Consider the following 25,324-nt stretch of genomic DNA (forward strand, 5'->3'; position numbering starts at 1 on the left):
GAATCCGGATGTCGAGGCCGTCCCGCTGAACCGCTTCCGCAAGGTGGCGGCGCGGCGGCTGACCGAGAGCAAGCGCGAGGCGCCGCACTTCTACCTCAACCGCGAGGTGGACGCCGAGCCGCTGCTGGCCTTCCGCGCGCGGCTCAACGAGGCGCTCGCCCCGGCCAAGGTCAGCGTGAACGACCTGATCGTGAAGGCGTCGGCGACCGCGCTGCGCGAGCATCCGGCCGTGAACGTCACCTACACCGAGGAGAACCTGCTCTTCCACAGGCGGGTCCACGTCGGCATCGCGGTGGCGGTCGAGGACGGCCTGCTCGTCCCGGTGATCAAGGACGCGGACCGCAAGGGCGTCGCGGAGATCGGCCGGGAGACCCGCGAGCTGGCGGGCAAGGCGCGCGACGGGAAGCTGAAGCCGCAGGAGATGAGCGGCGGGACGTTCAGCGTCAGCAATCTCGGCATGTTCGGCGTCGACTCGTTCGCCGCCGTGATCAACCCGCCGGAGGCGGCGATCCTCGCGGTGGGCGGGATCCGCGACGAGCCGGTCGTCCGCGACGGCCAGGTCGTGCCGGGCAAGCGGCTGTCGCTGACGCTGTCGGTCGACCACCGCGCCACCGACGGCGCGACGGCCGCCAGGTTCCTGGACCGGCTCGCCACCCTGCTCCAGAACCCGCTGCTGATCGTCGCCTAGAGCAGGCTCCCGGGAGGCCGGGAAGCCGTACTGTGCCCCGCTACATGGCGGGGCACAGTCATGTCATCGGGGCGATACACGACCAGAGCGCGGACGGGAGCGCGGCCCGGGTCGCCTTCATTGGTCTGCGCCGCCGCGAGTTCTCGCCGTCCCGGCCGCGAACCACTTCTGACCAGGACTCGGACCCCTGTGCGGCCGGAGCGCAGCGATCATGCCGGCGCCGGGCGGCGCGACGGGCGGCGGGCGGCGGCGGCCCCGCACCGGTCGTCCGGCACACAAAGCCCTCTTCGCCGCACCTTGCGCCAACCCATCGCGCGGTTATGTTGTCACCCATGGCAGTCAGTTCTGCACAGATAGTTATTTAGTGGCGCTTGACGACATCGTTCGCCCACGTTCCGGACGGGTCTCCGGAAGATCACCAGAGGATGGGACGCCTGCGATGACATGCGTGATGACGGGCGGTGCCGGCTTCCTCGGCCTGCACCTGGTCAGGGACCGGCTCATCAGGGGACGGCACGTCACCGTCCTGGCCCATGCGGGCGGCGCGCCGGGCCGGGAGCGGATCGCGCGGTTCCTCGCCGCGACCGGGGAGATGGGGCGGCTGCCCGCTCCGCTCGGCGAGCTGCTGACCGTGATCCCGGTCGACATCGAGCAGCCGCTGCTCGGCCTGCCGCGGCTCGAACACCGCAGGCTCGCCCGGATCGCCGCCGAGGTGTGGCACGTCGCGGCGTCCGTCGAGCTCAACGGCCGGGACGAGCGGCTCCGGCAGCCCGTCCAGGTCGGGTTCGCCGGTGCGCAGCGTCGCGGGGTCGCCGCCGATCGGCATCTGCCCGGTCCCGGCGTGCGCGATGAGGCAGCCCCAGGCGAAGATGTCGGCGGCCGGGGTCGCGGGCCCGCCGACGAGCACCTCGGGCGCCATCCAGCCGGGGGTGCCGAGGACCTGCCCGGACGGTCCGGCCGCGGCCGGCCCGTCCGGTTCGCTGGCGATGCCGAAGTCGATGACGCGGCAGCCGGACAGCGTCAGCATCACGTTGGCGGGCTTGAGGTCGCGGTGCACGAGCCCGGCGGCGTGGATCGCGGCGAGCGCGGACGCGACGCCGACGGCGACGCCGTGCAGGTCGGCGGGCGGCAGCGGCCCGTCATGGACGAGCCGGTCGTGCAGCGAGACGCCGCCGACGTAGTCGGTGACGAGGTAGGGCCGCCCGTCCTCCTCGCCGTGCGCGAGGACGCGCGCGGTGCAGAACGACGCGACGCGGCTCGCGAGGTACGCCTCGTCCTTGAACCTGCGTCGGTGGACGGGGTCGACGGCGAGATGCGGATGGATCGTCTTCACCGCGACGCGTCCCCCGGACTCGGGGTCGGCGCCGAGGTAGACCGTCCCCATGCCGCCCGAGCCGAGCCTGCCGAGCAGCGTATGCCCGGCGACCTCGCGCGGGTCGGCGGGTTCGAGCGGTCTGATGTCTCCGTCCATGGGGTGTACCCGGCTCCCTCAGGTTTCCTCGCTCCCTCAGGTTTCCTCGCTCCCTCAGGTGTCTCCGGACCCTCCATCCCCGTTCGGAGGAAGATTATGGCCCCTTCCAGCAGGAAGTGCGGAAACGTGATCGTCACGTCGATGTAGCACCGCGTGCACCGGAGGCGTGCAGAGTGGGGGTCAGTCGGCGGCACGGCCCGGCCCCCCGCGATCCTCCTCGGCGGGCGCGACGGGCGGCCGGCGGCACCGAAGGCGGTGCCCGCGCGGGCGGCTCCCCAGGGGTGGGAGGCGCCGTCCGCGCGGGCGCCGGTCCCACGCGGCGGCGGGGGTTCCGGTCCGCTTCGCGGTGAGGTTCCGGTCCCGCCGGGCGGTGAGGTTTCGCCGCGGACCGGCCAGGTAAGAACCTGTTCTGCGTCAAACCCCCCGGCGCCGGGACGCGGCGCGTACGGCGGCCAGGCCGCGGTCCGGCAGGCCCCGCTCGCGGTCCGGCACGGACCACGAGCCGCAAGGGGGAGGGGCGCCGGGTGCGGAGACTCGGGGGCTGGCTGTCGCCGTCGCGCTGGTCCGTGCGGACCCGCGTGAGCGCCGTCGCCACCCTCATCGTGGGGCTGCTCCTGGTCGCCGGCGTCCTGCTCTTCTACCAGGCCGTGCGGTACACGGTGTACCAGGGGCTGCGCGAGCGGGGCGGCTTCGTCGCCGCGGACCTCGCCACGCTCGTGCGCACGACGGACCCGCGCGGCACCCTGCACGTCAACGACCCCGACTTCACGCTGCTGCAGATCGTGAGCGACGAGGGCGGCGTCCTCGCGGCGAGCGAGTCCATGCGGGGCCGCGGCCCGCTGCGGCTGCCGGTCTCGCCGGTGCCGGGCCGCCGCGAGTACACCACCGTCCAGCTGGCCGACAAGGGCGGTGTCTACTTCGTCTCCGAGCGGGTGCGGGCCCCCGAGGGCGAGCGGATCGTCTACGCCGGCGCGCCGATCACCGCGTTCACCCGGTACCGGGGGCTGTTCACGGCGCTGCTCGTGCTGTCGGTGCTCGTCGCGACCGGCGCGGTCGGCTGGGTCGTGTCGCTGGCGGTGCGGCGGGCGCTGCGGCCGGTGCGGGTGATGAGCGAGGAGCTGGCGGAGATCACCGGCGGCGAGCACGACCGGCGGGTCAGCGTGCCGAGCCCGAACGACGAGGTGTCCGACCTCGCGGAGTCGGTGAACGTGACGCTGAACCGGCTCGCGGACGTCATGGCCCGGCAGCGCGCGTTCGTCGCGGACGTCTCGCACGAGCTGCGCAGCCCGCTGACCGGGCTGCGCGCCCAGCTGGAGGTCGCGCTGGAGCATCCGGAGGACGAGGACTGGCCCGCGGTCGCGCGGGCGGCGCTCGGCGACGCGGACCGGCTGCAGGGGATCGTCAGCGACCTGCTCATCATGGCGAAGCTCGGCGCCGGCGTGCAGGTCGAGCGGGAGCGGGTCGACCTCGGCGCGCTGGTGCGGGGCGAGGCGGCCGCGCGGTCGCGGCGGATCCCGGTGGAGATCGACACCGAAGAGGGCGTCGTGGTGCGGGCCGCCCCGCACCACCTGGTCCGGGTGCTGACGAACCTGCTCGACAACGCCGAGCGGCACGCGCGGTCGCGGGTGTGGGTGACGGTCGCGGCGGACGGGCCGGACGCCGTGCTGGAGGTCCGCGACGACGGCGCGGGCATCCCCCCGGCCGACCGCGAGCGGATCTTCCGCCGGTTCCAGCGGCTGCCCGAGGCCCGGGCGCGGGACGCCAGCGGCACCGGGCTCGGCCTGACGATCTCCCGCGACATCGCCCTCGCGCACGACGGCACGCTCGTCGCCGCGGACAGCGACCAGGGCGCCCGGTTCGTGATGCGGATACCGCTGGACCGGCCGTAGCCGCTACGCCAGCGGCGGGCGGCGCTCGGCGTGCCCCGTCGCCTGCTCGAACGCGTGCCCGAGCCGCAGGACGTCGAGGTCGGCGCGGTGCGGGCCGACGATCTGCAGCCCGACCGGCAGCCCGCCGGGCCCGGCGGAGGTGAACCCGGCGGGCACCGACAGCGCGGGGCAGCCGGTCGCGGAGACGAGGAAGCAGGAGCGCATCCACTCCAGGTAGTCGGGCATCGCCCGCCCCGCGACCTCGTCCGGGTACTCCAGGTCCGCGTCGAACGGCGGGACCTGGCTGACCGGCAGGAGCAGCGCGTCGTAGCGCTCGAAGAACTCGCGGACGCGGTGGAACAGCGCGGTGTGCAGGATCTCGGCGCGTCCGAGGTCGGCGCCGGTGAGGGACCGCCCGGCCTCGATGTTCGCCGCGAGGGACGGCTTGAAGTCGCCGGGCCGCTCGTCCAGCAGGGGGCGCAGGGCGATGTCCCAGTGCCAGGCCCGCAGCGTCCGGAACACCTCGTCGGCGCCGGAGAGGTCGGGGCACGCCTCCTCGACGGCGCAGCCCAGCTCCTCGAACACCTTCACGGCGGGCTCGAGGACGGCGGTGACGGCGGGGTCGACGGGGACCGTCCCGCCGAGGTCGGGGGACCAGGCGACGCGGAGCCCGGCGGGGTCGCGGTCGAGCGGCCCGGCGAACGCCGAGCCGGGCGTGTCCAGCGCGATGGGGCTGCGCGGGTCGGGGCCGGCGAGCACCGACAGCAGCAGCGCCGCGTCCGCGACGTCGCGGGCCATCGGGCCCTGCACGCTCATCGTCGACCAGCCCGCCGGCACCGGCCACGACGGCACCCGCCCGGGCGACGGGCGGAACCCGACGACGTTGCAGAACGAGGCGGGGTTGCGCAGCGAGCCGCCCATGTCGCTTCCGTCGGCGAGCGGATGCATCCCGCACGCGAGCGCCGCCGCCGCGCCGCCGCTGCTGCCGCCCGCCGACCGGGAGAGGTCGTAGGGGTTGCGGGTCAGGCCGAAGAGCGGGTTGAAGGTGTGCGACCCGGCGGCGAACTCGGGGACGTTCGTCTTGCCGATCGTGATGGCGCCGGCGGCCCGGATCCGCTCCACGACCAGCTCGTCCCGGTCGGGCACGTGGTCGGCGAAGATCGGCGACCCGGAGGTGGTGCGGACGCCGGCGGTGGCGTGCGTGTCCTTGTGGGCGACGGGCAGGCCGTGCAGGGGGCCGGGCGGCGCCCCGGCGGCGAGCCGCTCGTCGGCGTCCCGCGCCTGCTCCATCGCCCGCTCGGCGACCAGCGTGACGATGGCGTTGACCTGCGGATCGACCCGCTCGATCTGGTCGAGATGGGCCTGCACGACCTCCCGCGCGGACAGTTCGCGGGCGCGGATCCGGCGCGCCAGCTCGCGGGCGGACGCGAAGCAGATCTCCTCGGACACGTGGCCTCCCCTTCTGCCGGGTACCTCCCAGTGTCCACCCCCGGCCGCCGGATGGCCCGCCCCTGCGGTCATCATGCTGGGAAGACCGAGGGGAACCGAGGGAAGGGGACGCGTGACGGAACGTGTCGGCGCCCGCGAACTGCTGGGCCGCGTGCTGGACGGCGGCTGGACGTCCTGGGACGAGCCGCCCGGCGCCGCGCCCCCGCCCGGCTCGCGCTACGCCCGGGACCTCGCCGCCGCCCGCGAGCGCAGCGGCGGCGACGAGGCCGTCCGCACCGGGGAGGGCCTGCTGCGGGGCCGCCGCGTGGCGTTCGTCGTGTCGGAGTTCGGCTTCCTCGCCGGCTCGATCGGCCGCGCCACCGCCGACCGGATCGTCGCCGCCGTCGAGCGCGCCACCGCCGAGCGGCTGCCGCTGCTCGCCGCGCCCGCCTCGGGCGGCACCCGCATGCAGGAGGGGACGGCCGCGTTCGTCCAGATGGCGCGCATCACCGCGGCCGTCGCGGCGCACCGCGCCGCCGGGCTGCCGTACCTGGTCTACCTGCGCCATCCCACGACGGGCGGGGTGTTCGCCTCGTGGGGGTCGCTCGGCCACGTCACGGCCGCCGAGCCGGGCGCGCTGATCGGCTTCCTCGGGCCGCGCGTGTACGAGGGCCTGCACGGCGAGCCGTTCCCGTCCGGCGTGCAGGTCGCCGAGAACCTCGCGGCCAAGGGGCTGCTGGACGCCGTGGTCGGCATCGACGACCTCGCGGAGGTGGCGTCGCGGGCGCTGAACGTCCTGTGCGGCCGGCCGCCGTCGGCGCCGGCGGCCCCGCCCTCCGCGGGCCCGCCTACGGACGGGACGGCGTGGGACGCGATCGAGCGGTCCCGGCGCCCCGGCCGTCCGGGCGTCCGCGAACTGCTCCGGCACGGCGCGGCCGACGTCACCCTCCTGTCGGGGACCGGGCAGGGCGAGGCCGACCCGGGCCTCATGCTCGCCCTGGCCCGGTTCGGCGCGGCGCCGTGCGTCCTGGTCGGCCAGGACCGGCGCAGCCAGCGCACCGGCCACCCGCTCGGCCCCGCCGGGCTGCGGGTCGCGCGGCGCGGCATGCGGCTCGCCGCCCAGCTCGGCCTGCCGCTGGTCACCGTGGTCGACACGCCCGGCGCCGTGCTGTCGGCGGACGCGGAGGAGGGCGGCCTCGCCGGCGAGATCGCCCGCTGCCTCGCCGACCTGATCACGCTGCCCGCGCCGACCCTGTGCCTGCTGCTCGGCGAGGGGACGGGCGGCGCGGCGCTCGCGCTGCTGCCCGCCGACCGCGTCCTGGTGGCCCGGCACGGGTGGCTCGCCCCGCTCCCGCCGGAGGGCGCGTCGGTGATCGTCCACCGGACTCCGGAGCGCGCGGCGGAGATGGCGGAGGCGCAGGGCGTCCGCGCGGCGGACCTGCTCCGCGACGGGACCGCCGACGTCCTGGTCGACGAGCGGCCGGACGCCGCCGACGAGCCGGAGGCGTTCTGCCGCCGCGCCGCCGCCGCGATCGAGGCGGGGCTGTCCGGCCTGGCACCGGGCGGGCCCGCCGCCCGCCAGGCCCGTTACCGGTGACCTGCCCGGGGAAGTACCCGGAGGGGAGGTTCCGTTGCGCGCCCTGCTCATCCAGCACGATCACGTGGCCCTGCCGGGACCGGTCGGCGACCGGCTGGCCGCCCGCGGGTACGACGTCACCGAACTCCCCGTCGTGCCCGCCGGCCGGCGGGCGGCCCCGGACGTGCGGTGCGCGTTCCCCGACCCGCTCGGCTGGGACCTGATCGTCCCCATGGGCGCCCCCTGGTCGGTGGACGACCCGGGCGTGGCCTCATGGGTCGTCCCCGAACTCGACCTGCTCGCCCGCGCCCACGCCGCGGGCGTCCCGGTCCTCGGCATCTGCTTCGGCGGGCAGGCGCTGGCGGCCGCGCTCGGCGGCGGCGTCGAGCGCGCCCCGCGCACCGAGGCGGGCTGGGTCGCGGTCGAGACCGCCGACCCGGCGCTCGTCCCGCCGGGCCCCTGGTTCCAGCTCCACCGCGACCGCTGGCGGCCGCCGCCGGGCGCCGCCGAGATCGCCCGCACCCCCGTCGGCTCGCAGGCGTTCGTCACCGGGCGCTCGATGGGCCTGCAGTTCCATCCCGAGATCACCGCGGCGGGGTTCGCGCTGTGGCTGGCGGACGGCGCGGGCGCGCTCATGCGGGCCGCGGGCGCCGACCCCGACGCGGTCATGGCCGAGGTCGTGCGCGCCGAGCCGGACGCGGTCCGCCGCACCCGCTCGCTCGTCGACGCGTTCCTCGACCGGGCCGCTAGTGTCGGACCCCATGACGGAGACCGACACCCGAACGGCCTATGACGCCGTCGCCACCCTTTACGCCGACATGTTCAGCGACTCCCTCGCCGGCCTCCCTCTCGACCGCGCGATGCTCACCGCGTTCGCGGACCTCGTCCGCGGCCAGGGCCCGGTCGCCGAACTGGGTTGCGGCCCCGGCCACGTGACCGCGTTCCTGCACTCCCTCGGCCTGGACGCGTCCGGCGTCGACCTGTCGCCCGCCATGATCGCCCGGGCCCGCGCCGACCACCCCCATCTCGGCTTCACCGAGGGCACCATGACGGCGCTCGACCTCCCGGACGGCGGCCTCGCCGGCGCCCTCGCCTGGTACTCGATCATCCACCTGGAGCCCGCCGAGGTCGCGCGCGCCTTCGCCGAGTTCCACCGCGTCCTGGCCCCCGGCGGGCACCTGCTCCTCGGCTTCCAGTCCGGCGGCGGGCACGAGCCGGAGGCGTTCGACCACAAGGTCGTCCGGGCCTACCGCTGGCCGGTCGACGCCGTCGCCGACCTCGGCCGCCGCGCGGGGCTGACCGAGGTCGCCCGCATGCTGCGCACCCCCACCGAGATCGAGCGCTTCCCCGCCGGAAGCCTGCTCCTGCGCAAGGACTAGCCGCCTTGTCCGGGCGCGGATGTCACACTTTCCGGCGCGACGTCGTCCTCCGGGCATGAGAGTCGCAGGAATCGGTGGGAGCGGTGCGCCGGGGGTCGGCGAGGCGATGGACGCCGGCCACGACCGGGCCGAGCAGGGCGGCGTGACGGCCGATGATCTGGCGCGCGCGTTCCAGCAGGAGCGGGCCCGGCTGCTGCGCGTCGCCTACGCGACGCTCGGCTCGGTCGCCGAGGCGGAGGACTGCGTCCAGGAGGCGTGGCTGCGGCTGCGCATGCTGGAGGACCCGTCCGGGATCCGCGACCTGCGGGGCTGGCTGATCAGGACCGTCGGGCGGCTGGCGCTGGACGCGCTCGGCAGCGCCCGGGCGCGGCGCGAGCGCTACGTCGGCACCTGGCTGCCCGAGCCGCTGGTCGCGGAGACCGGCGCGGACCCGGCCGAGCGGGTCACCCTCGACGAGTCGGTGAGCATGGCGCTGCTGCTGGTGCTGGAGAGCCTGTCACCGGCCGAGCGCGCGGCGTTCCTGCTGCACGACGTGTTCTCGATGACCTTCGAGGAGGTCGCGGAGGTGGTCGGCCGGACGCCCGCCGCCGTCCGGCAGCTGGCCTCGCGCGCCCGCCGGCACGTCGCCGCGGGCCGGCCGCGGTTCCCGCCCACCCCGCAGGAGCAGCGCGCGCTGGTGGAGGCGTTCGCCGCCGCGTGCCAGGGCGGCGACCTCGACGCGCTCACCCGGCTGCTCGACCCGGACGTGGTGTGCCGCGGCGACGGCGGCGGCAAGGTCAGCGCCGTCCCCGGCGAGGTGCTCGGCGCCGACCAGGTCGCGCGGCTGCTGCTGTCGTTCACCCGCGGCGCGCAGTTGGACGTCCGCGTCGCCACCGTCAACGGCATGCCGGGCTTGGTCCTGCGTGCCGTGGACGACGTGCTGTCGGTCGCCTCCTTCACCGTGGACGGCGGGCGGATCACCTCGGTCGACGTGATCCGCAACCCCGACAAGCTCGCTTACGTGTCGGTCCCCGACTGACGATCCCATCTCGCTGAGGCTCCGGCCGCCGCACCGGCGGCCGGGCCCGCATCACCGCACCCTCATGCGGTCACTCACCGCATTCATGTCAGTTCAATCCGTGATTGGGAAGGTGTCATGACGTTCACCGAGGAACGGCGGACCGCGACCGCCGCCGCGCCCCCGGCAGGGGTGTTCGGCCGGGTCGCCGCCTTCGCGCACCGCCGCCGCTGGCTGGTCCTGATCCTGTGGACCGCCGTGCTGGCCGGGATCTGGGGGGCCGCGTCCCTCAGCGGCGACGACTACCGCGAGGACTACGCGCTGCCGGGGACCGAGTCGCAGCGCGCGGCCGACCTGCTCACCGCGCACGGGTCCGGCCGCGCCGGCGACACCGTGCAGATCGTCCTGCACCGCGACGGGGGCCTGACCGACCCGGCCACCCGCGCCCGCGTGACCGGCATGCTCGACAAGGTCGCCGCGCTCCCGGTGATCGCGCAGGTCCACGCCCCGTACGCGGACGCGTCCGCGATCGCGCCCGGCGGCACCACCGGCTACGCCACCGCGATGCTCAAGGTCCCCGCGAAGGAGGTGACGCGCGCCGACGCCGAGAAGCTCCTGGAGACCGCGCAGGCCGCCGCGGGCGACGGCCTCCAGGTCGAACTCGGCGGCGAGCCGGCCCGGCTGCTCGCCACGGGGCAGGGCGGCCTGGCCGAGGGCGCCGGCATCCTCGCGGCACTGGTGATCCTGGTGGTGATGTTCGGCACCGCGGTCGCCGCGGGCCTGCCGATCCTGACCGCGGTGTTCGCCGTCGGCTCGACGCTCGGCGCGATCATCCTCGCCTCGCACCTGTTCACGATCGCCGACTGGACGCCGTACGTGATGATGCTCGTCGGGCTCGGCGTCGGCATCGACTACGCGCTGCTGGTCTTCGCCCGCTACCGGGCGGAACTGGTGAACGGCGCCACCTCCGAACGCGCCACCACGACGGCGCTGGACATCGCGGGACGCTCGGTGTTCTTCGCCGGCTGCACCGTGATCCTCGCGCTGCTCGGCCTGGTCGCCCTCGGCCTGGGCGCGCTGCGCGGCATGGCGGTGTCGGTCGCGCTGACCGTCCTCGCCACGATGCTCGCCTCGCTCACCCTGCTGCCCGCCCTGCTCGGCGTCTTCGGCGCGCGCTTCGCCCGCGTCTTCCCCGCCCGCGCCGCCCGCCGCGCGGCCCGAGGCCGCGCCGAGGAGGGCGCCATGTGGCGCCGCGTCGGGACCGCCGTGCAGCGCCGCCCCCTCGCCGCCCTGCTCGTCGGCGGCGTGCTGCTGGGCGCCCTCGCCGCACCGGCCCTCGGCATGCGGCTCGGCTTCGCCGACGCCGGCAACGACGCCCCCGACACCACCAGCCGCAAGGCGTACGACCTGCTGGCGGAGGGCTTCGGCCCCGGGTTCAACGGCCCGCTGATGCTGGTCGCGGACGGCGGCAGGGACGGCGCGGAGCAGGCGGCAGCCGCCGCGTCCCGCGCCCTCGCCGGCACCTCCGGCGTCCGCGCCGCGGCCGCTCCCGTGCCGTCCGCCGACCGGCGGATCGCCACCGTCCTCGTGTACCCGACGACGTCCCCGCAGGCGAAGGAGACCTCCGACCTGGTCTCCCGGCTGCGCGGCGACGTCCTGCCGCGGCTGGAGGCGCAGACCGGCGCGCGGTACGCCATCGGCGGGACGACCGCCGCCGCCGAGGACTACGCGGCCAAGGTCGCCGACCGCATGCCGCTGTTCGTCGCCATCGTCGTCGGCCTGTCGCTGCTCCTGCTCATGATGGTGTTCCGGTCGGTGCTGATCCCGCTGAAGGCGGCCCTGCTGAACCTGCTCAGCATCGGCGCGGCACTGGGCGCGATGACGCTGGTGTTCCAGCACGGGCTGTTCGGCGTCGAACCCGCCCCCATCGAGGCGTACCTGCCGGTGATGGTGTTCGCCGTGGCCTTCGGCCTGTCCATGGACTACGAGATCTTCCTGGTCTCCCGGATGCGCGAGGAGTGGAAGCGCACCGGCGACGCCGCGCTCGCCGTCCGCGAGGGACTCGCCCACACCGGTTCGGTCATCACCGCCGCCGGCGCCATCATGATCGTCGTCTTCGGCGCGTTCATGCTCAGCCCCGAGCGGCTGCTGCAGCAGACCGGCTTCGGCATGGCGGTCGCCGTCTTCGTGGACGCCGTCATCATCCGCTGCCTGCTCGTCCCCGCCGCCATGCGCCTGCTCGGCCGCCGCGCATGGTGGCTTCCCCGCCCGCTGGCCCGGGTGCTCCCCGAAGTGCAGATCGAGAAGCACGGGACCTGATCCGGCGCGGCACAGGGCGGGCCCCGGCGGCGCACACGCGCGGCCGGGGCCCGTTCACTGTCAGGGGCGGTCGTCCGCCGGGGGAGGGGCATCCGAGGGGACGGCCTCGGCGGTACCCGTCCTGCGGTTCCAGGGCCGCGTCCGCCGCAGCCGCCGCCTGCCGCGATGACCGCGCGGCACCAGCGACGCGACGACCACGGCCGCTCCGACGGCGGCGAACACGGCGAGCACGCCGGTGGTGAGGAGGTGCAGCCGGCACGTCCGCGCGGCGCTCCCGCACACGGGATCCGGCACGCTCACGGAAGGCACCGGGGTGTCGTCGGCCATGTCGTTCGCTTTCCTGCTCGTGGGGGCGCCTTCACTCTCACGTCACAGTTTGTCACAGCACGGCAACCCTGCGCATCGTGGTAATCCCGTACCGATCCACCCTCCGCGCCCTCGCGCATGACCGGCGGACGGTCGACTCTTCCTCGCCGATGAGCCGGAGGGAGCTGGCGTCCGCCCGCACGCTCGTCCCGATGCCGCAGATGGCCGCGGCTCTTATGCCATTCTTCGATGCCGCGTCAAGGCAGTCTTCTCTGTCCGTTGCGATATGGGCACTTGTGGTCGTCCAGAGCCCTTGCATGTGCGAATCGGCTGCGCTACATCGGCTTCTCTTTCGCGCGGATATCAGCTGTGCGAAGCCGGCGAGTCGCATGCTGTGATCATCTGAGTGGTGGCGATTAGGACATGACGTGTTACGTCCTCTGTCTGGTTTACCTGCTTGTGGTGTGATCTGAGTCACGGCGTGTTGGTTGTTGTGGGGTCTTTCTGGAAGTTGATCAGCGGGTTACCTTAAGGCGGCTTTAACAACCCTTTATGTGTGGGGGTTCTTTATGGGTCGTCGTCGGGCGGTTGATGGTGCGCGTGGTGCGCGGTTGTCGTTGTGGCGGCGCCCGGTGTGGTCGGCGCGGTTGGCGGCTTTGGTGCTGGTGGCCGGTGTGGTGCAGGCGCCCGGGGCCGTGGCGGGGGCACCGGGTGCGGTGGCGCGTGCGGACGCGCCGAAACCGGCACCGACGGCGGCGGCGACTGAGCGGGAGGCGGTCGCGGCGGCGGCGCGGTCGGGTCGGCCGGTGGAGATCTTGTCGCAGCGGGGTGAGTCGCGGACGGTGCGGGCGCTGCCGAACGGGCGGATCGAGGTCGAGCAGCGGCTGCAGCCCGTGCGGACCCGCCGGGGCGGCAAGTGGGTGGACATCGATACCACGCTGCGCCGCTCGGGCGGTGGGGTGGTGCCGGCGGCGTCCACGGTCGGGCTGGTGTTCTCGGCCGGTGGGGACGGCCCGATGGTCCAGATGACCCGGGCCGGGCACCGGCTGGCGTTGTCGTGGCCGCAGCCGTTGCCCGAGCCGGTGCTGGAGGGCGACACCGCGGTGTATCGGGGTGTGGCCGGGCCGGATGTGGATCTGCGGTTGCGGGCGCGGGTGGACGGGTTCTCCCATGTGCTGGTGGTCAAGACCGCCCAGGCGGCCAAGGACGCGCGGGTGGCGCAGTTGGCGCTGAAGATGTCGGCCGACCGGATGACGGTCCGGCGGGCGGGCAACGGGGTGCTGACCGCGGCCGACAGCGGGTCGGGTTCGGCGGTGTTCGAGGCGCCGTCCCCGCGCATGTGGGACTCCTCCCGCGCCGAGCCCCAGGGCGCGCAGGCCCGTGGACAGGCCGCCGACCCGGGCGCCGACCCTGCCGAGGGCCCGGCCGACGGCGCCAAGACCGCCCGGCTGGGTGTGGCGGTCGGCAAGGGGAAGCTGACGCTGACCCCAGACCGGGAGTTGCTGGCGGCCGGGGATACGAAGTTCCCGGTGTTCATTGATCCGGTGTGGACGACGAGTAAGGCGACCAGTTGGGGGATGGTGTCGTCGGGGTGGCCGGATGAGTCGTATTACAAGTTCGACGGGAAGTCGACTGAGGGTGTGGGCCGCTGCGAGGTGGCCAAGGATCCCAACTGTGTGAAGAACCAGACCAAGCGGTTGTTCTTCCGGATGCCGCTGCCGTCGATCAAGGGTCGCTACATCCAGAACGTGGAGTTCACGGCGTTCGAGACCAGTGCCTACAACTGCAGTAATCCGACGTCGGTGCAGTTGTGGCGGACGACGGCGTTGAAGTCGTATGCGACGTGGAGCAACACCAATTCCTCGTCGGTGTGGCTGGAGCATCTGACCTCGCGGGATGTGGCGTACTGCTCCAGGGCGCCGGTGGAGTTCGGCGGGGCCAAGCTGCGCTCGCATGTGCAGAGCGCGGTGAACGCCGGGAACTCCACCATCACGTTCGGGTTGCGGGCCTACAGCGAGTCGACGATGGACTGGTGGAAGCGGTTCGCCGATGACGCCTACCTGAAGGTGCAGTACAACAACCCGCCGCTGCAGCCCGACACCGACACCATGTTCGCCAACCCCGGCACCAAGTGCCTCCCGTCCGGGCAGCAGCAGACCGTCAACGACCTGTCCACGGTGTACGCCTACCTCAAGGATCCCGACACCGAGGACAAGAACAAGGTGCAGGGGCAGTTCACGCTGCACTGGGCCAACAAGGCCGACGGCTCGGACTGGGGCCCCAAGTGGACCTCCTCCCTCACCCCGGCCAAAACCTCCGGCAGCCGCTTCTCGGTCACCCTGCCCTCCACCATCCCGCAGCGCACCAAGATCGGCTGGGGAGTGCGCGCCTGGGACGGCGAGCAGTGGGGACCCTGGTCCTACGACGGCGCCCAAACCGGCTGCTACTTCGTCTACGACCCCGCCGTCCCGGGCAAACCGACGGTCACATCGCAGGAGTATCCGAACGACGACGCCTGGCACGGCGGGGTAGGCGAGAGCGGGCGGTTTCTCGTCTCCGACTCCGAGCAGGTCGCCAACCGGTACGAGGTCAGTCTGAACGGTGTTCCTGTCCGGACGGTGACCACGACCAACGGGGCAGAGCAGGTGGTGGTGCTAGCGCCGACCCGGTCGGGTCCCAACGTGCTGACCGTGCAGGCCTTTGCGCCCTCCAACCAGAACGGTCCGAGCTTCTCCTATGAGTTCCGTGCCAATGCGGGGGCCGATCCCGTGGCACGGTTCTCCCTGGACGAGGGTGCCGGTGCGTCCGAGGTGACCTCGACCGGCCCGGGACGGCCGGCGGTGCTGGCGGGATCCGCGGCCTTGGGTGGTGAAGGCAAGCACGGGACCGGGCTGTCGATGGACGGCGTCTACGGTTTCGCCGAGAGCACCCTGCCACTGGTCGACCCCGGCAAGGCATTCACCGTGTCCGCCTGGGTCAAACCGACCCAGTACGGCATGGTGAACGTGCTGGCGCAGAACGCCACGTTCCAGAGCGCCTTCCAACTTGGAATCGAGCCGGACGGTCACCCGGTCTTCAAGAAGCCGTCCACCGATACCAATGACGGCGGTGGTGCATGGCAGAAGGCCATGGACGATGCCCCGCTTCCGCTGGGGGCATGGAGCCACCTCATCGGCGTGTACGACCAGGCCGCCTCACAACTGCGGCTCTATGTGAACGGACAACTCCAGGCCACCGCGGGCGCGGGCACGCCGCTCGCGTCCCACGGCGCCTTCGAGATCGGCCGGAGCCTGTACAACGGCTCCTTCGCCAACTACTGGCCCGGCTCCATCGATGACGTCCAAGCGTTCGGCCAGGTGCTGACCGATGCGCAGGCCCAGCAACTCGCCGATGGCACCGCCCTTACGGGAGCGGCCTCGATCGCCCACTGGAACATGGACGAGCCGGCCGCGAAGAGACGGGTGTACAGCCCCATGGATCCGTGGAAGGCGACCCTTTACGGCGGAGCGACGCTCGGGAACGAAGGGCAGGCGGGCACCGCGCTACGGCTCGATGACACGACCCAAGGGCACGCCGGCACCGACCGTCCGGTCATCAACACCATACGCAGTTTCGCGGTATCGGCCTGGGTTCGCCTGGAAAAGGGAGATCGCACCCGCACGGTGCTCAGCCAGGACGGCACGAGCAAGAGCGGGTTCTACCTCAAATACGACGGCGCATACCGCAAATGGGCGTTCTCAAGGGTCAAGGCCGACTCTGCGGAGACCGGAACCTATCAAGCCTTCTCGAAGGAACCGGCCGTTCTGAATGCCTGGACTCATCTGATCGGCGTGTTCGACAAGAACACCGGGAAGCTGCAGATCTACGTGAACGGCGAGCCGGGAGTCGAGAGCCCAGAGGTCACTTCGGCCTGGCCGGCTCTGGGCGGATTCCAGATCGGGCGCAGCAAGTGGCTCGGCGACCAAGCCGACCACTGGCCCGGCCTGGTCGACGATGTGCGGGTCTACGACCGGATCGTCGGTCAGCAGGAGGCTGAGGAGATGGTCACTCAGCATCCGGTCCTCAAGGCCCGGTGGCTGCTGAACGCCGATGGTGCGGGTGAGACCAAGGACGGTGCCGGGCCGGGTCTGGTGCTGCGCAATGGTGCGTTCATCGATCCGGCGGCCGGGTTCAAGGGGTGGGCGTCGGCGGCGGGGCTGAAGCTGGATCCGGCGGTGAAGGCGTTCGCCGAGACGACCGGTCCGGTGGTCGACACCTCCGGGAGTTTCACGGTCGCCGGGTGGGTGCGCAACGACGGGCGGCCGCTGGCGCCGGCGACGGTGTTCTCCCAGCCGGGTGCGGCGACGAATGCGTTCGCGCTGCGCTATGTCCCGGGCGAGGATCCTGAGGAGCAGGGCGTCTGGCAGGTCGTGATGCACAACTCCGATGAGGGGTCGGCGACCGGGTTGTCGGCGTCGCATTCGGGGTTCGTGGTGCAGGACTGGTCGCATGTGGCGGTGGTGTACGACGCGTTGCGCGACCGGGTGAGCCTGTATGTGGACGGGCAGTTGGAGCAGACCGCCGACAGCGTGTCCCAGCAGGACCAGGTGATCGGGTTCGAGGCGGCGGGCAACGGCGGGCTGCAGGTCGGCCGGACCAAGTTCGGCGCCGCCGACGGCACCGAGTACTGGACCGACGCCCTCGACGACATCTGGGCCTACCAGGGCGCACTGACCACCGAACAGATCCAGATGCTCGCCGGCGGAGTCGAACTCCCCACCGACGACGGGCCCTAGAACTCGACATGGTTCGCCGTCCCCTGCCGTGGGGCGGCGAGCCACTCCTACCCATGTCCCTTCTCTCCTGGTGATCGCGTGATGCGCCCTCGACCGGGCGGTGGCGATGGAGGACGTCGTGAACGCAGGCCGCAAGAAGCTGGTGTTGGGTCCGCGCCGTGCGGTGACCCTGGCCGCGGGCGTGGCGGCGGTGATGATGTCGGCTGGAGTGCTGACGTCCCCGCCGGCGCTGGCCGACCCGCCCAACTCCCATCGCCCCAAGGCGGCCACTCATGAGAAGCCGGTGCCCGGCCACGACCTGAAGGTCCGGCCTCGCAAGACCGACCCCTCCCAGCCCGGGCCCGCCGCCAAGGCCGCGTGGCCGAAGCCGGGAGCCGCCGAGGTCACCGTCCCCTCCGACGCCAAGGGCTCCGGCGAGCGTGCCGGCGGGCTGCCGGTGCGCGTCCTGGCACCGGGTAAGCAGGCGCGCTCAAAGAGAAGTGTCCCGAAGGCGGACCGGGTGCGGGTCCAGGTGCTGGACCAGGCGAGCAGCCGAAGCCTCGGAGTGGACGGTGTGGCGTTCACCGTCGCACGCACCGATGCCGACGCGCCGGGTCGGGTGAAGGTACGGCTGGACTATTCAGCGTTCGCGCAGGCATTCGGTGGTGCCTACGGTGCCCGGCTGCGCCTCACCCAACTCCCGCAATGCGCCCTGACCACCCCGGACAAGCCGGAATGCCGCACCGGTGAGCCGGTGACCACCGACAACGACGCGGCCTCCAATACACTGACCGCCGACATCGAGGCCGCGCCGATGACGGCGTCGGGGCAGAATGCGACCCTGCTTGTCGCCGCCTCCGCCTCCGACAGCTCCCAGGGCGACTACAAGGCGACGTCCTTGGAAGCCTCGGCCACATGGGACGGCGGCGGCAACATGGGTGACTTCACGTGGTCGTACCCGATGCGGGTGCCGCCCGTCCCCAGTGGCCTGGCGCCGGAAGTGGAGATCTCCTACTCCTCTGCAAGCGTGGACGGACGTACGAGCAACACCAATGGACAGCCGTCGTGGGTGGGCGAGGGGTTCGACCTGTGGCCCGGCTATATCGAGCGGCGGTACAAGTCGTGTGAGGACGACGGCGTTCCCAAGGACGAGTGGGGCAACGCGCCAGGCGACCGGTGCTGGGGCTACGACAATGCGACCGTCACGTGGAACGGCAAGGGCGGAGAGCTGATCAAGGCTTCCGACGGCTCGTGGCGGATGAAGAACGACGACGGCACCAAGTTCGAAAAGCTCACCAGCTCGGCCACCGGCAACGGAGACGACAACGGGGAGTACTGGAAAGTCACCACGGTCGATGGCGTCCAGTACTTCTTCGGGCTGAACCGCCTCCCCGGCTGGGAGGACGGAAAACCGGAAACGAACTCGGCGTGGACGGTGCCGGTGTTCGGCGACGACGCCGACGAACCCTGCCATGACTCGACGTTCGCGGGGTCGTGGTGCCAGCAGGCGTACCGGTGGAACCTGGACTATGTCGTCGACCCGTCCGGCAACGCCATCAACTACACCTACGGCACCGAGACCAACCACTACGGCCGCAACCTCAAAGTCGGGGACGAGACCCCGTACATCCGCGGCGGGTACCTGAAGACGATCTCCTACGGGCTGCGCAAGGACGCGCTGTTCGCCAAGGCGCCGGCACAGGTCGCCTTCACCACCTCCGAGCGCTGCATCCCGGACGCCAACTTCGACTGCGACCCGTCCAAGATCGGCAGCAACCCCGACAAGTGGTGGGACGTCCCCTGGGACCTGAACTGCAACTCCGGCCAGGAGTGCAAGGACACCCACGGTGCGATCTCGCCGACGTTCTGGTCCCGCAAGCGGCTGACCAAGGTCACCACGCAGATCCTCAAGCCGGACGCGTCCGGGTACCGGCCGGTGGACTCCTGGGCTCTGGACCATGAGTGGAAGATGGCCGACATCGAGCGGGACCTGGTGCTGAAGGAGATCGAGCACACCGGGAACGCCTCGACCGACGGCAGTGCTCCGGTCACCCTGCCGAAGGTGACGTTCAACCACGTCCAGATGGACAACCGGCTGGACAAGACCGGCGACGACATCCTGGCCTACACCCGCTACCGGCTCGGCGCGATCTACGACGAGTCCGGTGGACAGATCGACATCGCCTACTCCGACCCCGACTGCACCCTGTCGAACCTGCCGACACCGGAGACCAATACCACCCGCTGCATGCCGGTCATCTGGACACCGCCCGGCCGGGAAGACCCGATCACCGACTGGTTCCACAAATACGTGGTCACCTCCGTCATCCAGACCGACCGGACCGGCCTGGCACCGGACATGGCCACCAAGTACCAGTACCTGGGCGGCGCGGCCTGGCACTTCGACGACGATGACGGGCTGACCAAGGAGAAGAACAAGACCTGGTCGCAATGGCGCGGCTACGGCCAGGTCCGCACCCTCACCGGCGACTTCGACAATCCGGCGGCCCAGACCGACGACTTCTACCTGCGCGGCATGGACGGCGACCGCAAGACCAAGTCCGGCGGCGAGAAGAGCGTCACCGTCTCCGACGGTGAGGGCGGCACCTACACCGACCACGACGCCCTCGCCGGGTTCGAGCTCAAGACCGTCCAGTACACCGCCCCGGGCGGCAGCATCCACAGCAAGACGGTCAACACACCGTGGCGCGCGCAGACCGCGTCCCGCACCCGCTCCTGGGGCACCACCACCGCCAACGTGACCGCGGTCGACACGACCCGCACATGGACGGCCAAGGACGGCGGCGGCTGGACCGAGACCAAGACCGACAACACCTACGCCACGTCGGGCCCTGGACTCGGCCGCATCACCGCTGTCAACGATCTCGGGGACACCAGCACCGGCAGTGACGACAAGTGCACCCGCACCACCTACGCCGATAACGAGGGCGCCTGGATGGTGTCGTTCCCGTCGAGGGTGGACACCGTCTCGGTCGCCTGCACCGCCACCCCGAACCGTCCCGCCCAGGTCGTGTCGGACACGCGTACCTACTACGACAACGGCGGCCTCGGCGCGGCCCCCTCCAAGGGGCGGGCCACCAAGGTCGACAGCGTCGCCGGCTACGACGGCGGTACCGCGAACTACGTGACGCAGTCCGAGATCACCTATGACGCCTATGGCCGTGTCACCAAGGTGAAGGACGCGCTGGGGCAGACCGCCACCACCGTTTACACCGACACCCAGGGCCTGACGACCAAGAAGCAGACGACCACGCCGCCGGCCACACCGGGTAACGCGTCCACGGCGCTGACGAGCACCGAGGAACTGGACCCGGCATTCGGGCAGGCGACCCGTACGACCGATGCCAACGGTCTGAACACCGACCTGGTGTACGACGGGCTGGGCCGGGTCACCGAGGTGTGGCTGCCGAACCGGTCCAAGGGCGGCAACCCGCACCCCAACTACGAGTTCGGGTACCGGGTGGTCGAGGGGCAGATCGTCGCGGTCACCACCAAGGGCCTGACCGCGACCGGTGGTCAACGGGTGGACAAGGTCGAGCTGCTGGACGGGTGGCTGCGCTCCCGCCAGACCCAGGTGCCCGCCCCGGCCGGCCGCCTCATCAGCGACACCTTCTACGATACTCGCGGCCAAGTGGCCAAGTCCTACGCCGCGTACCCGGCCGCAGGAGCCCCCGAGACCGCCCTGTTCGGGGTCGGCACTCCCGGCAACGTCGAGACTCAGACCCGTACTGAGTACGACGGGCTGGGCCGTAAGACCGTCGAGAAGGCCATGAAGGGGAACGGGTCGCAGCCCGAGCAGGAACTGTGGCGCACGACCTACTCCTACGGCGGCGGCAACCGCACTTCGGTCACGCCGCCCAACGGCGGCACTCCCACCGCGCAGATCACCGACGCGCGCGGTCAGGTGGTCGAGCGGCGCCAGTACAAGGCCGCCGCCCCCACCGGCGAGTTCGACGCCACCACCTACACCTACACGCCAGCCGGGGAGATCGCCTCGGTCACCGACCCGTCCGGAAACACCTTCACCACCACCTACGACCTGCGCGGCCGCAAGATCCAGACCACCGACCCCGACAAGGGCACCACCACCTTCACCTACGACGACCTCGACCGCGTCACCTCCACCACCGACGCACGCGACAAGAAGGTCTTCACCACCTACGACGGACTCGGCCGCAAAACCGCAACCCACGAAGGCGCCGCAGACGGACCACTGCTGACCTCCTACACCTACGACACCGTCACCCGCGGCAAGGGCAAGCTCGCCTCATCGGTCCGCCACTTCGACGGCGCGCAGTACGTCAACCAGGTCCGCGGCTACGACACCCTCGGACGTGTGGAGGCCGCCACCGTCACCATCCCCTCCCAGCAGGGAGCCCTGGCCGGGACGTACCTGTTCTCCACCGCCTACAACCTCGACGGCACCGTCCAGAGCAGCAGCCTGCCCGGCGCCGGCGGGCTGCCCATCGAGACCGTCGTCAACACCTACGATGCCTGGCAGCGGCCCACCCGGCTGACCAGCGCCAAGGGCACCTACGTCAACGACACCGTCTACACCCCGCTCGGCAAGCCGTCCATCATCGAGATGGGCACCGCACCGACACGGGCGTGGCAGACCTTCAGTTACCAGTACGGCAGCCAGCGGCTGGACACCGCCAAGACCTTCCGTGAGGGCATCGACGGCAACGACCGCTTCGCCACCTACCACTACACCGACTCCGGCGCCATCACCTCCGTCACCGACGACTCCCGCGACGGCGTCGACAACCAGTGCTTCACCTACGACCACCTCCAGCGCCTGACAGAGGCCTGGACGCAGGGCACCACCGGCGCCTGCGCCACCCAACCCAGCGCCTCGGTGATCGGCGGACCGGCCCCGTACTGGCAGTCCTTCGCCTACGACAAGACCGGCAACCGCACCGGCGAAACCCGGCACGGAATCGGCGGCACAACCGACACCACCCGCACCTACACCTACGCCCCCGCCGGACAGGGCAACCGCCTCACCCAGGTCACCCAGACCGGGCCGGCAGGCAACCGCACCGACACCTACGGCTACGACGCCACCGGCAACACCGCCACCGTCCAGAACACCGATGGCGCCCAGACATTCACCTGGAATACCGAAGGCGAACTGGCCAAGGTCACCGAGAACGGCAACGACGAGACGTACATCTACGACGCCGACGGCAACCGCCTGATCCGCAAGGATCCCGCCGGGAGCACGCTCTACCTGCCGGAAGGCAACGAACTGAGGGCCCTCAACGGCGCCACTACCGCCACCGGCACCCGCTACTACGCTTTCGCCGGTAAGACCGTCGCCATGCGCACTTCCAACGGGCAGGTCACTTACCTGTCCGCGGACCACCAGGGCAGCGGCCAGGTGGCCATCAACGCCACCACCCAGGCCGCCATAGTCCGCCGCTTCACCCCCTTCGGCTCCATCCGCGGCTTCGACGAGAACGCGACCTGGCCCAACGACAAGGGCTTCGTCGGCGGCACCCAGGACCCCACCGGCCTCACCCACCTCGGCGCCCGCGAATACGACCCCGACACCGGCCGCTTCATCTCCGTCGACCCCCTCGTCGACCAGGCCGACCCCCAGCAGATGAACGGCTACACCTACGCCAACAACAGCCCCATCACCAACAGCGACCCCGACGGCAACATGTGCCGTCGCACGCCCGACGGCGTTGAATGCTTCAACGGAGACGGAGTCGACCGCCGGCCCACCAAGCACGGCTACGACGTCTATGACCGCAGGGGAAGGAAGGTCGGCTCCACGGACCCGTCGTGGCGGCAGACCCCCCGCGGCAACCAGAAGGCGAGGCAGACGCTCTGCTCCCTGATGCCGGCCGCATGCCCGCCGCGGGCACAGATAAGGCCGCCGCGGCCCTACGACCCTCCGTCCCTTATCGGAGATTTCCTGGCGGGTCTCAACCTGAAGAATCCCTGGGTGGCGAGCAGTAATGGCGCGGGTTACCTGTCCGAGTTGATGAAGGCGCTCGGGCTCGGTGGGCTCGCGTTGGAGAACGATCTCTACAGCGTTCTCGGCAAACTCGGCCTCAGCGATGAGACGGTCAACATGCTGCGGCGCACGATAGGCGGCTCCGGGGGATCGCGCCCCCCGTCCGGGAATCTTTATGTGAAGGGCGCCAAAGTCGGTTCGAAAATCGGAAAGCTGGGAGGGCGCGCACTCACCGTGAGCAAGGTGGCCGGTCCGCTCGGCATCGGAATATCGGTCGTCGATGGCGTGAACACGCAGGTCAACAACGACAAGCAGCGGTCGGACCTGACCAGTGACGACAAGAGAAGCCGGCTGTTCCTGCGTGGCGCCGGCGCCGGCGTCGGCGCGTATGTCGGCGCATCGCTCGGCACGTTCTGCGGGCCTGCCGCACTCGCCTGCGGCGTCGCCGGCGGATATCTGGGGGCGGCCGCCGGCGGGGCGATCGGCGGCTGGGTGGGCAGGAAGTTCTACGGTGGCTAGACTGAGAGACGGTCGTATCCGCTAATGTCGGCCTACTCTGACGGAGGGCGCATGGATGGTGCCGAGACACCGGTCGAGCCTCTCTCATGGTGGGTCGCGGTGGTCTGCTTCGCCATGTTCGCCCTCGCGTTCTACGGGCATTTCGCCTACCGGCAGTACGGCCGTCTCAGCAGATCGTGGCTGCGGTACAACTACTTCAATGAGAACGTGCCGGGGATGATCAGGTACGCGCCGTTGAACATGCTCCCCATATCGAGTGTGTTCGGTCTCTGGGGGCTGATCGCGGTAGTGAGCCACCTTCCCGAGAACGACGTCACCTATTGGATTTCCGCCGTTCTCGTGGTCCTGTCGGCGGTCGCGGCCATCATTGCCATCACGCGGCACCTCGCAGGCTACTCCGACAAGAAGAAGCCGCAGTGGCTCATCGACGAGGAGCGCAAGCGCAACATTCCCGCCGAATGATCCCGTCGGGCAGGGTGGCGCCCGACGTGGGAGGGGAGCGGAGATGAGCGGAGCGGAGGCGCCGGTCGAGCCGCTGTCGTGGTGGGTCGCGGTGATCTGCTTCGGCTTGTGCTCCATCGGGTTCCTCGGCCGTTTCTTGTACCGCAAGAAAGGGCGAGTCGCCGACATCTGGTTGCGCTACCACCATGCCAACGACAACTTGTCGCCAGTGATCAGGTACGCGCCGCTGAACCTGGTGCCCACGTCGAGCGTTTTCGCCTTGTGGGGGGCGGTCGTGGTGCTGAGCCACCTTCCCGAAAACAGCGTCACTGATTACGGCATCGCCGCTCTCGCCATCCTGTCGGCGATCGCGGCCGCCATCGCCGTCAAGCGGCATCTCAGCGGCTACCCGGACGACATCAAACCGCAATGGCTGCTCGATGAGGAGCGTAAGCGCGGTATTCGCGCCGAATGATCTGAGCGGGTCGGGACGGGCGGCGGAATCCGCTAGATTGGCGGAAAAACGAAGATCCGGAGGTGCCGCCGTGGGTGAGAGGCCGGAGATCGACACGAGCGTTCCGCATTCGGCGCGAGTGTGGAACTACCTGCTCGGCGGGAAGGACAACTACGAGGTCGACCAGCAGGCGGCCGAGCAGTTCCGGGACATGTTCCCGCAGATCGTCGACGTGGCCCGCGCCGACCGGGCGTTCCTCGGCAGGTCCGTCCGGTATCTGGCGGGCGAGGCCGGGGTGCGGCAGTTCCTCGACATCGGCACCGGGCTGCCGACCATGGACAACACCCATGAGGTCGCCCAGCGCGCCGCCCCGGACGCGCGGATCGTCTACGTGGACAACGACCCCCTCGTGCTGACCCACGCGCGGGCCCTGCTCAGCAGCAGCCCCGAGGGCGCCTGCGACTACATCCACGCGGACCTGCGCGAACCCGGCGACATCCTGGAGAAGGCCGCCGCGACGCTCGACTTCGGCAAGCCGGTCGCGATCATGCTGCTGGGCATCATGCACTTCGTCCACGACGACGATGAGGCGCGGCGGCTGCTCGGGGTGCTGCTGGACGCCGTCCCGTCCGGGAGCCATGTGGCCATGACGCACTCCACCCTCGACTTCGACCGGGGGGAGACGGCCCAGGCGGAGGCGCAGGACGACTGGAACGAGAAGTCGGCTAACCCGATGGTGCCGCGCACGCGCGAGGCCATCACCCGGTTCTTCGACGGTCTGGAGCTCCTGGAGCCGGGCGTGGTCTCCATGTCGCGCTGGCGTCCCGAGCACACGCCCTGGGGCCGGCCCGACGAGGTGCCCGGGTACGCGGCCGTGGCCCGCAAGCCCTGATTCACCCGCGCGGGGGAGGCGGATCGCGCCGGCGGGGGATCGGTGCGGGCGGTCGCGGCTGTGATCGTGGTGTCCCGGAGCAGGGAGCGCCATGAGAGGAGACCGCGATGACGGTCATGACCATGTCGCCGGCCGAGCGGGTGCGGGCCGGGTGGCGGAGCGCGCACGGCGCCGTCGACGGGGTGCCGCGGTGGGCGCGGATCGCCGCGCTGGCCGTCCCGTTCACCGTGCTGCCCGCGGGGC

The 25,324-nt window shown here is 71.5% G+C and carries 14 protein-coding genes and 2 pseudogenes; 13 read left to right on the plus strand and 3 right to left on the minus strand.

Annotated features, from left to right (window positions below):
- Both ETD96_RS13130 and ETD96_RS48075 read left to right on the plus strand, forming a co-directional pair.
- Window positions 1-688: 2-oxo acid dehydrogenase subunit E2 (locus tag ETD96_RS13130; protein WP_138636606.1), on the plus strand; the 688-nt coding region annotated here is incomplete at its 5' end.
- Window positions 689-1,139: 451 nt separating this feature from the next.
- Window positions 1,140-1,400, plus strand: a pseudogene (locus ETD96_RS48075) (SDR family oxidoreductase); the annotation flags it as partial.
- A 111-nt stretch (window positions 1,401-1,511) separates the two neighbouring features.
- Here ETD96_RS48075 and ETD96_RS48080 read toward each other — a convergent pair.
- A pseudogene (locus ETD96_RS48080) lies at window positions 1,512-2,159 on the minus strand (serine/threonine-protein kinase); the annotation flags it as partial.
- Between the two features lie 524 nt (window positions 2,160-2,683).
- Here ETD96_RS48080 and ETD96_RS13145 point away from each other — a divergent pair.
- A complete protein-coding gene (locus ETD96_RS13145) occupies window positions 2,684-4,048 on the plus strand; it encodes a sensor histidine kinase (protein WP_138636608.1) in 1,365 nt (454 codons plus the stop codon).
- Between the two features lie 3 nt (window positions 4,049-4,051).
- Here the strand turns inward: ETD96_RS13145 and ETD96_RS13150 are convergent, their stop codons facing one another.
- Complete coding sequence (locus ETD96_RS13150; RefSeq protein ID WP_240807583.1) at window positions 4,052-5,476, minus strand: amidase; 1,425 nt, start codon at window positions 5,474-5,476, stop codon at window positions 4,052-4,054.
- Between the two features lie 73 nt (window positions 5,477-5,549).
- Between ETD96_RS13150 and ETD96_RS13155 the strand changes: the two genes are divergently transcribed.
- The 5 genes from ETD96_RS13155 (at window position 5,550) to ETD96_RS13175 (ending at window position 11,726) form a co-directional block, all read left to right on the plus strand.
- Window positions 5,550-7,052, plus strand: coding sequence for a carboxyl transferase domain-containing protein (locus ETD96_RS13155; protein ID WP_138636609.1), 1,503 nt, complete (start codon window positions 5,550-5,552; stop codon window positions 7,050-7,052).
- Between the two features lie 34 nt (window positions 7,053-7,086).
- The gene (locus ETD96_RS13160; RefSeq protein ID WP_138636610.1) at window positions 7,087-7,824 is read left to right on the plus strand and encodes a type 1 glutamine amidotransferase; all 738 of its coding nucleotides are present in this window, start codon (window positions 7,087-7,089) and stop codon (window positions 7,822-7,824) included.
- Window positions 7,793-8,410 (plus strand): class I SAM-dependent DNA methyltransferase, encoded by a 618-nt coding sequence (locus ETD96_RS13165; RefSeq protein WP_138636611.1) that lies wholly within the window; start codon window positions 7,793-7,795, stop codon window positions 8,408-8,410. Before ETD96_RS13160 ends, ETD96_RS13165 begins: the two co-directional genes overlap by 32 nt.
- A gap of 55 nt (window positions 8,411-8,465) precedes the next feature.
- Window positions 8,466-9,428, plus strand: coding sequence for an RNA polymerase sigma factor SigJ (gene sigJ / locus ETD96_RS13170; RefSeq protein ID WP_240807585.1), 963 nt, complete (start codon window positions 8,466-8,468; stop codon window positions 9,426-9,428).
- 117 nt (window positions 9,429-9,545) lie between these two features.
- Window positions 9,546-11,726 carry an MMPL family transporter gene (locus ETD96_RS13175; protein ID WP_171069009.1) on the plus strand — a complete coding sequence of 727 codons (2,181 nt, stop codon included), beginning with the start codon at window positions 9,546-9,548 and terminating at the stop codon, window positions 11,724-11,726.
- A gap of 60 nt (window positions 11,727-11,786) precedes the next feature.
- Here ETD96_RS13175 and ETD96_RS13180 read toward each other — a convergent pair whose 3' ends face one another.
- Entirely contained in the window at window positions 11,787-12,026 is a 240-nt protein-coding gene (locus tag ETD96_RS13180; RefSeq protein WP_138636612.1) for a hypothetical protein, read from the minus strand.
- A gap of 653 nt (window positions 12,027-12,679) precedes the next feature.
- Here ETD96_RS13180 and ETD96_RS13185 point away from each other — a divergent pair.
- The 5 genes from ETD96_RS13185 (at window position 12,680) to ETD96_RS13205 (ending at window position 25,081) form a co-directional block, all read left to right on the plus strand.
- Window positions 12,680-16,807, plus strand: a complete 4,128-nt coding sequence (locus tag ETD96_RS13185; RefSeq protein ID WP_138636613.1) for a LamG domain-containing protein — start codon at window positions 12,680-12,682, stop codon at window positions 16,805-16,807.
- 118 nt (window positions 16,808-16,925) lie between these two features.
- The gene (locus ETD96_RS13190) at window positions 16,926-23,294 is read left to right on the plus strand and encodes an RHS repeat domain-containing protein (RefSeq protein WP_171069010.1); all 6,369 of its coding nucleotides are present in this window, start codon (window positions 16,926-16,928) and stop codon (window positions 23,292-23,294) included.
- Window positions 23,295-23,345: 51 nt separating this feature from the next.
- Window positions 23,346-23,756 (plus strand): hypothetical protein, encoded by a 411-nt coding sequence (locus tag ETD96_RS13195; RefSeq protein ID WP_138636615.1) that lies wholly within the window; start codon window positions 23,346-23,348, stop codon window positions 23,754-23,756.
- A gap of 43 nt (window positions 23,757-23,799) precedes the next feature.
- Window positions 23,800-24,210 (plus strand): hypothetical protein, encoded by a 411-nt coding sequence (locus ETD96_RS13200; protein WP_138636616.1) that lies wholly within the window; start codon window positions 23,800-23,802, stop codon window positions 24,208-24,210.
- A gap of 70 nt (window positions 24,211-24,280) precedes the next feature.
- A complete protein-coding gene (locus ETD96_RS13205) occupies window positions 24,281-25,081 on the plus strand; it encodes an SAM-dependent methyltransferase (protein WP_240807587.1) in 801 nt (266 codons plus the stop codon).
- Window positions 25,082-25,324: the final 243 nt, after the last annotated feature.

This window comes from Actinomadura geliboluensis, assembly GCF_005889745.1.
GTDB classification, from domain to species: Bacteria; Actinomycetota; Actinomycetes; order Streptosporangiales; family Streptosporangiaceae; genus Spirillospora; species Spirillospora geliboluensis.

What these genes read in the sequence shown, in the direction of transcription:
- ETD96_RS13155 (WP_138636609.1), top strand. Translation starts at nt 5,550, where the DNA reads ATGCTGGGAAGACCGAGGGGAACCGAGGGAAGGGGACGCGTGACGGAA.
- ETD96_RS13165 (WP_138636611.1), top strand. Translation starts at nt 7,793, where the DNA reads ATGACGGAGACCGACACCCGAACGGCCTATGACGCCGTCGCCACCCTT.
- sigJ (WP_240807585.1), top strand. Translation starts at nt 8,466, where the DNA reads ATGAGAGTCGCAGGAATCGGTGGGAGCGGTGCGCCGGGGGTCGGCGAG.
- ETD96_RS13175 (WP_171069009.1), top strand. Translation starts at nt 9,546, where the DNA reads ATGACGTTCACCGAGGAACGGCGGACCGCGACCGCCGCCGCGCCCCCG.
- ETD96_RS13195 (WP_138636615.1), top strand. Translation starts at nt 23,346, where the DNA reads ATGGATGGTGCCGAGACACCGGTCGAGCCTCTCTCATGGTGGGTCGCG.
- ETD96_RS13200 (WP_138636616.1), top strand. Translation starts at nt 23,800, where the DNA reads ATGAGCGGAGCGGAGGCGCCGGTCGAGCCGCTGTCGTGGTGGGTCGCG.